This is a genomic window from Winogradskyella sp. PG-2 (assembly GCF_000828715.1).
In the GTDB taxonomy this organism is placed as follows: Bacteria; Bacteroidota; Bacteroidia; order Flavobacteriales; family Flavobacteriaceae; genus Winogradskyella.
Map to the genome: position 1 here is coordinate 1,253,893 of NZ_AP014583.1, position 15,131 is coordinate 1,269,023.

11 protein-coding genes and 1 pseudogene are annotated in these 15,131 nt (G+C 32.7%); 8 read left to right on the top strand and 4 right to left on the bottom strand.

The window, feature by feature from the left end; translation table 11 throughout:
- The first annotated feature begins 73 nt into the window (after positions 1 to 73).
- Both WPG_RS05540 and WPG_RS05545 read left to right on the top strand, forming a co-directional pair.
- Positions 74 to 925, top strand: a complete 852-nt coding sequence (locus WPG_RS05540) for an SH3 domain-containing protein (protein WP_084221523.1) — start codon at positions 74 to 76, stop codon at positions 923 to 925.
- Between the two features lie 3 nt (positions 926 to 928).
- Positions 929 to 1,246 (top strand): antibiotic biosynthesis monooxygenase family protein, encoded by a 318-nt coding sequence (locus WPG_RS05545; protein WP_045470266.1) that lies wholly within the window; start codon positions 929 to 931, stop codon positions 1,244 to 1,246.
- A 14-nt stretch (positions 1,247 to 1,260) separates the two neighbouring features.
- Here the strand turns inward: WPG_RS05545 and WPG_RS05550 are convergent, their stop codons facing one another.
- Both WPG_RS05550 and WPG_RS17290 read right to left on the bottom strand, forming a co-directional pair.
- Complete coding sequence (locus WPG_RS05550; protein ID WP_144374424.1) at positions 1,261 to 1,971, bottom strand: GDSL-type esterase/lipase family protein; 711 nt, start codon at positions 1,969 to 1,971, stop codon at positions 1,261 to 1,263.
- Positions 1,972 to 2,031: 60 nt separating this feature from the next.
- A complete protein-coding gene (locus tag WPG_RS17290; protein ID WP_171817157.1) occupies positions 2,032 to 4,671 on the bottom strand; it encodes a T9SS type B sorting domain-containing protein in 2,640 nt (879 codons plus the stop codon).
- 79 nt (positions 4,672 to 4,750) lie between these two features.
- On the opposite strand from WPG_RS17290, the pseudogene pbpC reads away from it, so the two are divergent.
- Both pbpC and WPG_RS05565 read left to right on the top strand, forming a co-directional pair.
- Positions 4,751 to 7,103 (top strand): annotated as a pseudogene (gene pbpC / locus WPG_RS05560) (penicillin-binding protein 1C).
- A 51-nt stretch (positions 7,104 to 7,154) separates the two neighbouring features.
- Entirely contained in the window at positions 7,155 to 7,595 is a 441-nt protein-coding gene (locus WPG_RS05565) for a hypothetical protein (protein ID WP_045470268.1), read from the top strand.
- Between the two features lie 56 nt (positions 7,596 to 7,651).
- Here WPG_RS05565 and WPG_RS05570 read toward each other — a convergent pair whose 3' ends face one another.
- Positions 7,652 to 8,731, bottom strand: coding sequence for an endonuclease (locus WPG_RS05570; protein ID WP_045470270.1), 1,080 nt, complete (start codon positions 8,729 to 8,731; stop codon positions 7,652 to 7,654).
- 138 nt (positions 8,732 to 8,869) lie between these two features.
- Here WPG_RS05570 and WPG_RS05575 point away from each other — a divergent pair, with 138 nt between their 5' ends.
- From WPG_RS05575 to WPG_RS05585, 3 genes are all read left to right on the top strand, one after another.
- Positions 8,870 to 11,731: a carboxypeptidase regulatory-like domain-containing protein gene (locus WPG_RS05575; RefSeq protein ID WP_045470272.1), complete on the top strand. Its 2,862-nt coding sequence runs from the start codon at positions 8,870 to 8,872 to the stop codon at positions 11,729 to 11,731.
- A 33-nt stretch (positions 11,732 to 11,764) separates the two neighbouring features.
- On the top strand, positions 11,765 to 13,186 hold the full coding sequence (locus WPG_RS05580) for a DUF5689 domain-containing protein (protein WP_045475241.1): 1,422 nt from the start codon (positions 11,765 to 11,767) through the stop codon (positions 13,184 to 13,186).
- Positions 13,187 to 13,251: 65 nt separating this feature from the next.
- The gene (locus WPG_RS05585) at positions 13,252 to 13,617 is read left to right on the top strand and encodes a hypothetical protein (protein ID WP_045470274.1); all 366 of its coding nucleotides are present in this window, start codon (positions 13,252 to 13,254) and stop codon (positions 13,615 to 13,617) included.
- Positions 13,618 to 13,716: 99 nt separating this feature from the next.
- Here WPG_RS05585 and WPG_RS05590 read toward each other — a convergent pair whose 3' ends face one another.
- Complete coding sequence (locus WPG_RS05590) at positions 13,717 to 14,124, bottom strand: cation transporter (RefSeq protein WP_045470276.1); 408 nt, start codon at positions 14,122 to 14,124, stop codon at positions 13,717 to 13,719.
- A 96-nt stretch (positions 14,125 to 14,220) separates the two neighbouring features.
- On the opposite strand from WPG_RS05590, the gene WPG_RS05595 reads away from it, so the two are divergent.
- Complete coding sequence (locus tag WPG_RS05595) at positions 14,221 to 15,099, top strand: DMT family transporter (protein WP_045470278.1); 879 nt, start codon at positions 14,221 to 14,223, stop codon at positions 15,097 to 15,099.
- The last annotated feature ends 32 nt before the right edge of the window (positions 15,100 to 15,131 follow it).

Consider the following 15,131-nt stretch of genomic DNA (forward strand, 5'->3'; position numbering starts at 1 on the left):
ACTTGTCGGTCGACAGTCAAGGAAGCTAAGAGAAAACAAACCGCTAAAATGTTTAACTTAAAAACAAGAAATTATGAACTATTTAAAAATGATTTTAGCGATCGCATTGGTATTCAATATGGCAATTGCAACAGCTCAAGAAGAAGCGTACGTAGCAGCAGAAAGTGGATTATCTCTTAGAGATCAACCAGATGTTAGTGGAAAAATGTTAACGAAACTATCCTATGGTGAAGCCATTGGTGTATTAGAAGAAACGGATAAAAATTTAGTAATACTAGATGGAGGTGAGAAAATTAGCGGGAAATGGGTGAAAGTTGAGACTCGAAATCATATTGGTTACGTTTTTAATGGGTATTTATCATCCAATAAAATTGCAAAAACGATACGATTAAATCTAGATAATATAAAGGTTGATATCCAAAATTTAGCGACAAGTGATTATAAAAGAACACATGATTTAAAAGATGAAGATAAGGCGACAATTAATGTAGATATTAGTGATTCTGCTGAAGGAAAAAACATTGTTCTTTTAGATAATGGCTATAAGCAAGTACGTTTATTTCAGAGCTATGCAAACAACTTTTCCTATATGAGCTCTAATGTTAAATGCAATTCTAATGAATGGAAACAGTTTAATACAGAGTGGAAGCCATTGAAGCAATTAAAGTCTAATACTTTTGAAACATTAGCCTATACTGAAAAAGACTGGATCGATTTTATTGACATAGCTATCAAGGATTTAAAAGATGACGTTGAAAATAAATGTGGTGAAGACTGGTTAAATTATGTAAAAACCATAAAGAACATAAAAGATTATCCTGTCAGTATTACAACAGAGCGTATTTTTATTAAATTTATAATGACAGATTTTGAAGATAATATCACCGAGAAAATAATTGAATTTGAAATTCCTGAAGGTTCTTAAAAAATGAAAAACTTTAAACCATACTTTGCTGTAATATTTACATCAACTCAAACACAACATACCGAAGGTTATGCTGAAATGGCTAACAAAATGGAAACCTTAGCAAAACAACAAGAAGGTTACATTGGTATTGATAGTGCTAAAAACGATGTAGGTATTACAGTGAGTTATTGGGAAAGTTTAGAGGCTATTAAAAATTGGAAAGCAAATTCTGAGCACTTATTTGCTCAACAAAAAGGACGAGAGCAATGGTACAATTGGTACAATTGGTACAATGTACGCATTTGTAAAGTAGAACGTGAACATGAATTTAAACTATAGAATACACTAGAAATCTATTTCAAATACTCATCTAAATTAGATTTAATTATTTGAGACCAAAGTTTGTAACCCTCTCTATTTAAATGTAATTGATCTTCAATAAATAATTCAGTTCTAGGAAGTTGGTCTTTATTCAAAAACTCTTGGCTTGTGGATATAAAATAAAGATTGTCCTTACTTTCACAATAGGCTTTCATTAAATTATTCGCTTTAACCGTTTTATTCCAAATATTCCATCTGCTTTGTGTCGGCGTAATTTCTATTAAAAAAATAGGTGTGTCTGGTACTATTTTTTCAACTTGCTTAGTGAAGTATTTAAATAAACGATTTACTTGTTTCGGATTAACTCTAGTTTTGGGTTCGTCCCAAATTCCAGTAAGATCATTAGCAACAAAACATACAATTGCCTTTGCGTTTTTATGAGAAGTTACTAAACGTTCTGTAAAATGTATTAAATCATAAAAATGAGCTCCTCCATAACCTCTTTTTACAGAATTATATGGTGCCATATCTTTATGAATAGAATCCCATAAACGAATACTAGAACTTCCTATATATAGAATGTAATCGTCTTGAAAAGTCTCTATTTTATCAAGTTTTTCAAGATCCTTAACCTGAAATTCAAAAGTTTTTGCAGTATTAGCATACTTTTTTAATGGAGAACACGATGTTATTAAGTACAACATACATCCCATAAAAGTGAATTTTGTGAATATATTCCTCATTAACTTTAATCTTAAATTTTAGTTATTTTGCATTCTTTTAATGAGACTAAATATAAGTTTTTAACGCTTTAAAGTAAAATGCCCTTTAAATTCTTGTGTATCTAAGACAATACGATACCAGTAATCCGAAGTTGGCAAATCGACACCATTAAAAGTACCATCCCAGAAAACATTGCTATTAACTGCAGAGAACAACAATTTACCATAACGATCAAAAATATAGACTTCTGAAGAGGTGAAAAATTGAGAGACATTTAAAACAAAGAAATCATTATCACCATCAGCATTCGGAGTTATAAACTTTTGAATATAAAAATGGAAATGTTCTTGGGTAACTACAGCATCACAATCATTTGACTTCACATAAATTGTGTATAGTCCACTTGGAAGACCAATAAATACATTACTAAACTGGTAATTTAAACCATCTATTGAATATTGATAATTACCATTATTAGCCAGATTTACAATTATAGAGCTCCCTTGAGTTATGATATTGTCTATTATCGGATTCTCAATTTCTGAAACAATAAAAGTTATTATTTCTGTAAGACAACCATCCGTAACCTCAACTACATAAGTACCTTGACTATCAACTGTAATAGATTGAGATATCTCACCAGAATCCCAAATATATTCAGGATTCATGATTGAAGAGGTAGCAATTAATTCTATATCATCCCCTTCGCAAAAAGTTAAAATTTCATCTCTAAATTCTAGAGGTTGAGTTCCTGTAATTTCCCACGCACAAGAGTCTACATTAAAAAATGTAGATTCCCAACATTCTAAATCACTAGGTTCTTCTGGTTGAGTTCCTGTGATTTCCCAACTACATGTTGTGCTATTAAAATTTGTGATTTCCCAACAATTGAGTTCTGTAGGTTCTTCTGGTTGAGTTCCTGTAACATCCCAAGAACAGGTAACATTATTGAATGTAGTCGATTCCCAACATTCTAATCCTGTTGGGGCAGATGGTTGTATCCCTGTGATTTCCCAACTACAAGTTGTAGTATTAAAAATTGCGGTTTCCCAACATTCTAGATCTACAGGTGCAACAGGTTGTACTCCCGTAACATCCCAACTGCATGTAACATTATCAAAAGTCGTAGTTTCCCAACATTCTAATGTTGGTTGTATAGGTTGAGATCCTGTTATTTCCCAAACGCAAGTTGTATCATTAAATGCTGCGGTTTCCCAACACTCCAATCCTGTTGGTGCAGTTGGTTGTATACCTGTGACTTCCCATAAGCATGTTGTAGAATTAAAAGTTGTAGTTTCCCAACACTCTAAATCTACAGGTGCAACAGGTTGTACTCCCATAACGTCCCAACTACAGGTTGTCGTATTAAAAGTTGCTGTTTCCCAACACTCTAATGTTGGTTGCATAGGTTGAGTTCCTGTTATTTCCCAAACACAGGTTGTATTATTAAATGATGTGGTTTCCCAACACTCTAAATCACTTGGTGCTGCTGGTTGAGTTCCTGTTACAGACCAGCTACATGATGTGTCATTAAAAGTTGCGGTTTCCCAACACTCTAATGTTGGTTGCATAGGTTGAGTTCCTGTTATTTCCCAAACACAGGTTGTATTATTAAATGATGTGGTTTCCCAACACTCTAAATCAGTTGGTGCTGCTGGTTGAGTTCCAGTTACAGACCAGCTACATGATGTGTCATTAAAAGTTGCGGTTTCCCAACATTCTGTTGTTGGCATTGTAGGAGCTAACTCAACATTAACCTGAAACATGTCCGAAATTGTATTACACGACGCATTATTTACGTTGACTATGGATTCAGCAACTTTTGTCCTGTAAAAAGTCATGGTAGTTATCCCTGTAAGTGCAATATTTATATTTGTTTCTCCTATAATATCTGTCCAAGTAATTCCATCTGTACTTTCTTGCCATTGATAAAAATGATTACTAAACACTGTAAAATCTGGAGTTGCAGTAAGCACTGTAGAATATGGTGTTTGACTACTACAAATCGAAATACTTGCATTACTCATTCCATCACTTACCGAAATATAGTCTCCACAACTTTTAAAAACAATATCATCAATTGCTAAATCATTACCACAAGGGTTTGTGCTTGGAGCATTATTTATCATTTTTAAAATAATGGATGTTTGACCAGGCGATGTTTGAAAAACTAATGCATATTGCTCCCAAGTCGTAGTCGCTGAACTAAATATATTTCCTGTTGCTCCACTGGCTAATAAATTAGTATTTGTATTATCCCATATTTCAAACTGAACATTTACAGGTACTCCATTTCCACCACAACCAGAACTCGGTAATATATTAATTAACCAAGACGAAAATTCATAAGTTGTATTTTCACACAAACCACTTACTGATGTTGTATAGAATTCTTCTGCGATAGAATTAGCATTTACGATTAATGCCTTACCATTGGTGTCGCCTGGAGTATGATCACTAGGCAAGGTCCATCCATATGAAAATGTGTTTCTTCCTACTGTATATTGTCCATCTTGTGGGCCAGAATTTCCAATAAAATTATAAGTTGTAGTTCCTGCTGGTAATGGTGGCCCATAGTTTGTGCCTGTTCCAAAGGTTTCTGTAAAAATGGGGTCACCAGAATTTCCTTGGCAAAATCCTAATTGCGCATGCAACTCTTTTGAAAGCAAAGAAATACAGAAAATTATGAGTACTTTAAGATCTAAGAAACTATTTCGCACGTTTAAATATATAGATAAGTTTGTGTAATAATTTTCACTTTTCGACGAAAAGAACAAAAAACCCTCTTTTGTATAGTACATGTATAGGTTAATACGGCATTTTAAGCGGAATAAAATAAAAACTGTAGTGGTATTTGTACTACTTATAGCTTATTATTTCTGTTTACCTAAACACTTATTCAAAGATCCTACAGCGACTGTTATTACAAGTAACTCTAATGAACTTCTAGGAGCATTAATTGCAGATGATGGGCAATGGAGGTTTCCAGTAAGTGATAGCGTTCCTAATAAATTTAAGGTTTGTATTCTTCAATTTGAAGATGAATATTTTTATAATCATCCTGGCTTTAATCCTATTTCAATTTTTAAAGCTTTAAAAGAAAATATAAGTTCTGGTTCGGTAAAACGTGGTGGTAGTACTATTACACAACAAGTCATTAGGTTATCTCGAAAAGGACAATCTAGAACATATTTTGAAAAATTTAAAGAAATTATTCTGGCCACAAGGTTAGAGTTTAGGTTTTCAAAAGATGACATTTTAAAACTTTATGCTAGCCATGCTCCTTTTGGTGGTAATGTTGTTGGTATTGATGCTGCGTCTTGGAGATACTTTAATCGAAATGCTTCAAATCTGTCTTGGTCAGAAAGTGCAACTTTGGCTGTTTTACCAAATGCACCAAGTCTTATTTATCCTGGTAAAAACCAAAAAAGACTTTTAGACAAACGCAACCGTTTATTAAAAAAATTGCATGAAAATGGTACAATTGATGAGCTAACCTATAAATTATCAATCGCAGAACGATTACCTCAAAAGCCTTATTCATTGCCGCAAATTGCACCTCATCTACTCCAAAAAGTAGCCAGAAAGCATAGAGGTGAACGTATTAAAACAACCGTAAAAACTTCGCTTCAAGAACAAAGTAATACGATTGTAAAACAACATTATAATCTTTTAAGACAAAATGAGATTTACAATATTTCGGTATTAATATTAGATGTGAATACGAGAGAGATATTAACCTATATTGGTAATTCACCCACGGATAATGCACACCAAAAAAGTGTAGATATTATTGACAAACCTAGAAGTACAGGTAGTATTTTAAAGCCTTTTTTATATGCTTCAATGCTCGATGCTGGTGATTTATTACCAAATACTTTAGTTGCCGATATCCCAACCCATTTTGGAAGTTACCAACCCGAAAATTTCAATAAATCTTATGACGGAGCTGTCTTTGCAAACGAAGCATTATCGCGTTCACTAAACGTACCTGCTGTACGTATGCTTCAAGGCTTTGGACTCGACAGATTCTATCACTATTTAAAACAATTAGAACTCAAAGATTTAAAATATAATGCCAATCATTATGGTTTGTCCTTAGTTCTTGGTGGTGCAGAAAGTAACCTTTGGGATTTATGTAAAAGTTATGGAGCAATGGCTTCAACACTAAATCATTTTAATGAAAATTCTAGTCAATATTTTACGAATGAATTTGTACAGCCTCATTACGAGTATGAATCATCTGTTGACTTTGGTAAACTAACTAATGAGAAAATCGTTTTTGATGCAGCTTCCATTTATCTCACTTTTGAGAGTATGAAGCAAGTCAACCGACCAGAAAATGATGAAAGCTGGGAATTCTATGATTCTTCGCAAGACATTGCTTGGAAAACTGGCACTAGTTTTGGCTTTAGAGATGCTTGGGCCATTGGGACAACTAAAGATTATGTGGTCGGAGTTTGGGTTGGCAATGCAGATGGAGAAGGGCGACCTGGTTTAGTTGGTGTACAAACTGCTGCACCCCTTTTATTTGATGTATTTGATGTGCTTCCTAAAAGCGACTGGTTCACCAAACCTTATGATGAAATGCTGGAAGCAAATATTTGTAAAAAAAAGCGGCTATAGAGCGTCTTCAATATGTGATGATGTAGAAATGCGTTATATTCAGATCAGTGGGCAAAAAACAGAACCTTGTCCTTATCATCAATTAGTTCATTTAGATGCTTTGGAGCATTTTCAGGTGAATTCATCTTGCGAATCTGTTTCAAATATTAATAATAAATCCTGGTTTATTCTACCTCCTTTACAAGCCCATTATTTTAAAACTAAAAATCCATTTTACAAGGTAGTTCCTCCCTATAGAGATGACTGTATAGAAGCACCACGGATTTCTATGGAATTTATTTATCCTAATCAACAAAGTACCATTTTCTTACCTAAGGATTTTAATGGCAACACTAATGATTTAGTCCTAAAAGTAGCACACTCTAAACCAGAGTTAGAACTCTATTGGTATATTGACAACCAATTTGTTGGTAGTACAAAAGATATTCATGATATAGCTGTTTTACCAGCTTCAGGAGATCATGTCATCACTGTTATAGATGAACTTGGTAATGAGTTAAAACATAAAATTACTATTTCAGAGTAATCACATTCGTCTTCAAATTCTTATTTTTGTACTTATTATTTAACTAATCAAATTTTAAAAATGATTCAATTTTTACATTCTTATTGGGCTTATTTAGTTTTAGTCGTTTTGATTTTAGCAACAGTAAATGCCCTTATTAAATTTTTTGGAGATAAAGAATTTGATGCTAAAGATTTTAGAATCTCATTGTTTGCATTAATTACAATGCATATTCAATTGTTACTAGGTATTATCTTATTCTTTACAAAAGATTATTTTACAACCATTAACGAAATGGGAGGTATGGGAGAAGTTATGAAAAATGCTGTAATGCGATCTAATATTATTGAACATCCTTTAACAATGATTATTGCTGTGGCTTTGGTCACAATTGGTTACTCTAAACACAAAAAGAAACTAGTTTCTAAACCAAAATTTAAAATATTGGCTATTTTCTATACACTGGCTTTGGTATTAGTACTAGCAAAAATTCCATGGAACTTATGGTTCTAGAAAACAAAAAGGCGCAAATTAAATTTGCGCCTTTTTCGTATATTTCTTTTAAGATTTTAACCTTTAGTTTTTTTAGTTTCTGATTCAGCTTCTTTTATAAGGTATACATAAACCGGAAAATGATCACTAAATCCTCCTGTAAAGCCTCCATCTGCAAAACTTCTAAATGGATAACCTTCATAACGTCCTCTTTTATTAAACATATAAGATGGATTATAAATACCCGCTTTGTAAAACCTATATGACGAATAATCTTTTTCAAGTAAAGGTTGAGTCATAATTATTTGATCAAATAAACTCAATGCATCTCTATATGCAGTAGTTCCCCATCCTTTATCAGTAAACATAGTTTCATATGGATTATAAAGTCCTTTTAAAGGTACATCCTTTTTGCTTTTCTTAGCTTTTAAAACTTTTTTTACGCTTTCATTGGTTGGGTCATCATTTAAATCACCCATTGTAAAAATCTTAGCATAAGGGTCTATAGATTGTAAGGAATCTATTATGCGTTTATTTAATCGTGCAGCACCAACTCTTTTAGATCGACTTCGAGCTTCGCCACCACTTCTAGAAGGCCAGTGATTAACTAATACATGTATTAAATCACCATCTAATTCCCCTTTTACTAGTAATTGATCTCTTGTAAAAACACGTTTTCTTGTTAGATCATCGTAAATTAATAATTCGTGTGAACTAGAATCTAATGGTTTAAACAATGCTTTTTGATATAGAAGTGCAACATCTATACTTCTTCTATCTGGCCCATCAAAATGTATAATGCCATAATCTTTACCTAATAATAATGGGTCATTCACTAAATCCTCTAATACATCTCTATTTTCAATTTCACATACACCGATTACAGCAGGTGAGTTGTTGGCTTGATCTGCACCAATATTAGCGATTACACGAGCCATATTCTTAATTTTCTTCTTATATACCTCAGAACGATTAGCCTTCATTTCCATAATTGGACTAGCCTCATCAAATTTCAGTGGATCATTGATAGTATCGAATAAATTTTCTAAATTGTAGAATGCAACTGTATGTATTTTAAATTTTTTGTCTTGTTGCGCCAAAGCACCAGAAAAAGATACAATTGCAAGTAATAATAGGAGCGGTTTAAATATTTTCATAGTTGATATATTATCTAATTGTTATATCATAATCAAATTGCTTGCCAAAAGTATGTAATTATTATAAATAACGTACATTTGCAAGCCCTAAATCACTAATATTTAATCAACAATAACAATCAATATTTATAATTAGGCATGAAAAAAAGTTTTTTACTCTTTCTATTCGGAATTGCCTTTTCATTAACAAGTTTTGCTCAGCAAACCACTGTTAAGGGAAGTGTTTTGGATGGAACTACAGGAGAACCAATTCCTGATGTGACAATTACTATTGAAGAAACCGGACAAACTTTAAAAACCGATGCAAAAGGTGAATTTAGTTTTTCACAAAATGTGCCTCTTGGAGAGCAGGTTTTAAAGGTTGAAAAGGTAGGCTTTGTTACAAAACGTTATCCAATTATTGTAAACGAAGGTAAGACTGTTGATATCAGCGGTATGACTCTAGATTACGATCAAAGTGATAAAAAAGATCTATTTATTATTTCAATTTCTGATGACAACTTAAATAGTGAAGATGATGGTTTAACCGATAATATTTCTGGTTTACTACAAGCTTCTAGAGATGTATTTCTTAGTGCAGCCGCATATGATTTTAGTGCGACATTCTTTAGACCAAGAGGTTTAGATAACGCCAATGGTAAGGTACTTATCAATGGTATAGAAATGAACAAACAATTTAGTGGTAGACCACAATGGGCAAATTGGGGAGGTTTAAATGATGTACAACGGAACCAAGAATTCTCAATGGGTATGTCTGCTAATGATTATAATTTTGGAGATTTAGCAGGTACTAACAATATTGTGATGCGCGCATCTAAATATAGAAGAGGAGGTCGTGTATCTTATGCTTCTGCAAACAGAAGTTATACCAACAGGGTTATGGCAAGCTATAGTTCTGGTTTACTAGAAGGAGGTTGGTCTTATTCAGTTTTAGGATCTCGTCGTTTTGGGGATGAAGGTTATGTCGATGGAACGCTTTACGATGCTAATTCATTTTTCGTTGCGGTTGAAAAACAACTTAACGAAAAGCACAGCTTAAACTTTACAGGAATTTATGCACAGAATAGACGTGGTCGTTCTACAGCAATAACTCAAGAAGTATTTGACCTTAAAGGACGAAAATACAATCCATTTTGGGGTAAAATTGATGGTGAACAACGTAACTCTAGAATGAGAGAAACCAATGAGCCAATTTTAATGTTAAATCACTTTTGGGACATTTCATCAAAAGTAAAATTAAACACTAACGTGGCATATCAATTTGGTGAAATCGCAAATTCTAGAATAGATAACGGAGGTACTCGTTTAGTAACAATTGGCGGTGAAAGTATTTATCTAGGTGGAGCAAGAAACCCTACACCTGAATATTACCAAAATTTACCAAGTTATCATTTACAAGATGCTAATCCTACCGCTTATGACTATCAGTTAGCATTCACAGCACAAGAGGCATTTGTTAATGATGGTCAATTAAATTGGAATAACTTATACGAAGCTAATGCATCACTTAACGCTCAAGGAGGCAACTCTCTATACGCTGTACAGTCTGATGTTATAAAAGATCAACAGTTATCAATTAATTCTATTATTGACGTAGAACTTGCAGATAACATTAAATTTAATGGTGCACTTAATTATAGAAGTCTCAAGAGTGAAAACTTTGCCAGAATAGAAGATTTATTAGGTGGTTCAGGTTATTTAGATGTAGATTTCTTTGCAGAAGAAACACCTAATACTGTAGGTGGCGATTTAGAAGATGTAGCTCAGAGTGATTTACAAAACCCAAACCGTATCGTAGGTGAAGGTGATCGCTATAAATACAATTTTGAGATGAATGCTGATGTTATTAGCGCATTTGCTCAAGCTCAGTTTAAGTATAACAAAGTAGATTTTTATGTTGGTGCTAATGTTTCTCAAACGAGTTATCAAAGAAATGGTATTTATGAAAATGGTAACTTTCAAGGAGGAGGAAACAACGGTTCACTTGGAAAGAGTGATAAATTAGATTTCTCTAACTATGGATTAAAAGGTGGCTTTACTTATAAAGTAACAGGAAAGCACTTAATAGATGTTAATGCTAGTTATTTTACTAAAGCACCTACCTTAAGAAACTCTTTTAGTAATTCTAGACAAACCAATGCGACAGTAATTGGTATAGAAAGTGAAAAAGTTCAATCCTTAGACGTTAGTTATATTTTTAGATCTCCAATTGTAAAAGCTAGACTTACTGGATTTTATTCTGGTTTTAAAAACGGAACTGATATAGGGTTTTATTTTACTGAAGACTTAGCTGGATTAGGAGTAGATGAAGGTGATGCATTTGTGCAAGAAATTTTAACAAATGTTGAAAGAAGAAATATTGGCGTTGAGTTTGGTATTGAAGCTCAAGTAACACCAACAATTAAGTTAAAAGGTGCTGCTTCAGTTGGTCAATATACATTTCAGAATAATCCAAACTTATATTTAACTAGTGCAGATATAGATGGTGCTTTAACCTTTGGTGATGGAACTACACAAATTAAAGATTACCATGTAGCAAGTGGTCCGGAACGCGCTTTCCAAGTTGGTTTTGAATATAGAGATCCTGATTATTGGAATATTGGTGTAACAAGTAATTTCTTCTCTAACGCCTATTTAGATATGAGTAACCTAGCTAGATCAGCAAACTTTACATCTGACTACGATGGTAACACTTTTAATGATTACGATCCTATTGTTGCTAAAGAATTATTAAAGCAAGAACAATTTGATGACTATATGTTAGTCAATGTTATTGGAGGTAAGTCATGGAAAATTGACGACTACTTCGTTGGTTTCTTTGCTACTATAAATAATATTTTTAATGAAGATTACAGAACAGGTGGATTTGAGCAATCTCGTTTAGCAAATTTCCGAAGATTGCAAGAAGACAAATCTAGAGACAATGGACCTGTATTTGGCCCTAGGTATTTCTTTGGAAATGGTACAACGTACTACTTAAACGTATATGTAAGATTTTAAAAAGCTATGTTAGAACAAAATAAAAATAAAAAAATGAAAACTTTAAAAATTAACAAATTAATACTATTACTAATCGGTTTAGTAGTATTTAATAGCTGTGTAGAAGATGACGACTTTAACACACCTAACACATCAGTTGTAGAACCAGTCCTTGATGGATCTGAAATTACAATAGCCTCTATAGCTGGTCGCTTAGCACAAGAACAAGATAATGGAGGTACTTTAGATTATACCGATGAAGACTCTGTAATTACTTTCGATTTTAGTGCAACAAATGAGTATATGGTTGGTTACGTAATCTCTTCAGATGAAGGAGGAAATTACTTTGAAGAAATAATTCTTCAAGATAAAGCTGAAAATCCAACAATAGGGATTAAAGTCTTAATTGATGTTAATCCATTATTTATAAGATATGAAGTAGGTAGAAAAGTATTTATTAAGCTTAACGGATTAGCTGTTGGGATTACTAATGGTGTCTTAACTGTCGGAGCATTAAATGGGAATGAAGTTGATAAAATCCCTTCTGCATCAGAAAATGAATTTATTCTTAGGTCAGCTGCAATTGCAACCATGGTACCAATGCCACTTGCCTTTGCAGATTTTTCAGATGATAAAACTAATTTATTAGTAGAATTACAAGATGTTCAATTTAACAGAAACCAAGCTACTGGTGACAATCCATTTAGCTATGCCTCTGAAGGCTCTGATGAATTTGATGGTGAACGTACTTTAGAAAGTTGTACAGCAGCATCTTCTGTAATATTTAGTACAAGTACTTTTGCTGATTTTAAAAGTTTAACATTGCCATCTGGTAGAGGTAATATGACTGCTATATTAACCAAAGACTTTTTTGGAGAAACTTTTAATATTGTGGTCAACTCTCCTGAAGATATCAACTTTGATAATGCAGAACGTTGTGACCCTGATTTCTTGGAATGTACTGGAGCCTCTGGTGGAGGTGCTGCCATATATGAAGAAAACTTTGAAGGATTCGCTGGTTACGCAGCTGAAGGTTGGACTAACGTTAATGTTAGTGGCGGAGGTACGGACTGGATTATAGGAAACTTTAGTGGTTCTAGTTATGCTCAAATTTCTGGGTTTAATAGTGGTGATGATGAAATAAATGTTTGGTTAGTGACTCCCACAATAAATATGGACAGCTCTACTGGTGAAGAATTATCATTTGATGTTCAATCTAATTTTGATAACGGTACTATTTTATCTGTTTATGTTTCTTCTGATTTCACAGGAGATCCTGCTACTGCTACATGGCAAATACTTGATGCTTCAATACCTACTGGACCAAGTGGTGGATTTGGTAGCTTTGAAGGTGTTGGGCCAATAAACATTTCTTGTATTGATGGAGATGTTAACTTTGCTTTCTTCTACGAAGGTTCTGACCCAAGTGCTACAACTAGATATCATATCGATAATATTGAAGTTACAGGCAACTAATATATTTTATACTTAAAAAAAGCCACATCTTTGTATTAAAGGTGTGGCTTTTTTAATTTAATACTATGTTAGATAAATTCTATATTTCCGTCTTTAATCATTATAAAAAAAACTTAGGCAAGAAGAGTCTTAAGTTGGCATTGCTATATATTAACTTTTTAGAGCTATCAATTATATTGGCTTTAGGAGCATTTTTTATGGCATTTGCTTCACAAATGAAATTATTAATAATGTCTTCAACAAAATTCTGGATACTTTTTACTTTAGTGGCTTTGTTTGTTGTTTTTAAAAATTGGATGCATTACAATGGTAAAAAGAGAACTGTTTTAAATGCTAAACTTAAAGGGAATAAAACATCTATTTACATATTATGGCTTCTACCTTTTGGGTGTCTTTTTATTGCCTTTATTTTGCTTCAAGTATTAAACTAAAAAAGCACTATCGATTAAGACAGTGCTTTAAAATAAATTCTTATAATTATCTAAACTTTGCTTTTCGCTTATTAAGATAGATTTTATCTAATTAAATTTTTACTCTTTAGTATTTTCTTCACTAAAATCGTCTACGATTTTTACATCTTTTACCTTATAAACATCAGCAACTTTAGTTACAGTTTCTTCTAAAGATTTTGGTGTTACTTTTGCTTCATCGTATTCTACCATTGCTAAACGCTTATCAAAATCTACTTTTGCAGTTTTAACTCCTTCCATTTTAGCCATTTTTTTCTCAATGGTTTTAGCACAACCCATAGCACAAGTCATACCGTCAATACTAAATTCTACTTTAGCATATGTAGCATTAGGGTCTAAACTTTCTGGAACATCTTTTTTAGTGACTTCTACATCAACAGTTTTAACTTCTGGTTCAGTATCATTTTTACAAGAGGTAAATACTAATGCCACAATAGCAACAATACATAAATTTTTAAGGGTCTTCATAAATTTAAATTATTGGATTTTGGCTAAAACTAATAAATATTGATGTTTCTTAAACAAGAATTAACGATTTTTGTGATTCTTTTATATTGCTTTTGTATGAAAAACACTAACGTTAAGTGGATGTACCTTTTAGTATTATCTGTAATTTGGGGCAGTTCATTTATCTTGATTAAGAAGTCCCTTTTAGGGCTTACAGCTTATCAACTTGGTGCTTTAAGATCTATCATAACTGGTATTATTCTTCTCGCTTTTGGTTATCATACATTAAAAAATATATCCAAATCAAAATGGATCTGGCTTATCATTTCTGGGCTTTTAGGTTCTTTTATTCCATCATTCTTTTTTGCAATTGCTGAAACTGAAATTGATAGTGCAGTTGCATCAATACTAAATTCTTTAGTCCCTTTAAACACCATTCTATTAGGTTTTGCTGTCTTTAAAATAACATCTACTAAGCGTCAAGTTTTAGGTGTAATAATCGGTTTTATAGGTACTGCCATTCTTATATTAAAAGGCTCTGAATTAAATCCCAATCAAAATTATTTATATGCTGGTTATGTGATTGCTTCTACACTCATGTACGCAGCTAACGTTAACATTATAAAACGTTATTTACAAGATGTAAAACCGTTGGCCATTGCTGCTGGGAACTATGTATTTATAATATTACCTGCTATCATTATACTTCTTTTTACAGACTTCTTTACTGCGGAGCGTTTTAGTAATCCAAATTTTACTAACGCTATGATTTATATTACTGTTTTATCAGTTCTAGGTACAGCAATAGCAAAAGTGATTTTCTTTAAACTTGTACAGATATCGACGCCTGTTTTTGCCTCTTCGGTAACTTATGTTATGCCAATTGTAGCATTAATTTGGGGAGTCTTAGATGATGAAGCTTTTAGTCTTATTCAAGGTTTAGCTGCCATTCTTATTTTAGTGGGTGTTTATCTGGTACATAAACGTAAGGCATAAAAAAACCGAAGCTCTCACTTCGGTTTTTCTAA

Coding starts and splice junctions, on each gene's coding strand:
- WPG_RS05550 (WP_144374424.1), bottom strand. CDS start 1,971: ATGAGGAATATATTCACAAAATTCACTTTTATGGGATGTATGTTGTAC.
- WPG_RS05580 (WP_045475241.1), top strand. CDS start 11,765: ATGAAAACTTTAAAAATTAACAAATTAATACTATTACTAATCGGTTTA.
- WPG_RS05595 (WP_045470278.1), top strand. CDS start 14,221: ATGAAAAACACTAACGTTAAGTGGATGTACCTTTTAGTATTATCTGTA.
- WPG_RS05540 (WP_084221523.1), top strand. CDS start 74: ATGAACTATTTAAAAATGATTTTAGCGATCGCATTGGTATTCAATATG.
- WPG_RS05575 (WP_045470272.1), top strand. CDS start 8,870: ATGAAAAAAAGTTTTTTACTCTTTCTATTCGGAATTGCCTTTTCATTA.
- WPG_RS05585 (WP_045470274.1), top strand. CDS start 13,252: ATGTTAGATAAATTCTATATTTCCGTCTTTAATCATTATAAAAAAAAC.
- WPG_RS05590 (WP_045470276.1), bottom strand. CDS start 14,124: ATGAAGACCCTTAAAAATTTATGTATTGTTGCTATTGTGGCATTAGTA.
- WPG_RS05570 (WP_045470270.1), bottom strand. CDS start 8,731: ATGAAAATATTTAAACCGCTCCTATTATTACTTGCAATTGTATCTTTT.
- WPG_RS05545 (WP_045470266.1), top strand. CDS start 929: ATGAAAAACTTTAAACCATACTTTGCTGTAATATTTACATCAACTCAA.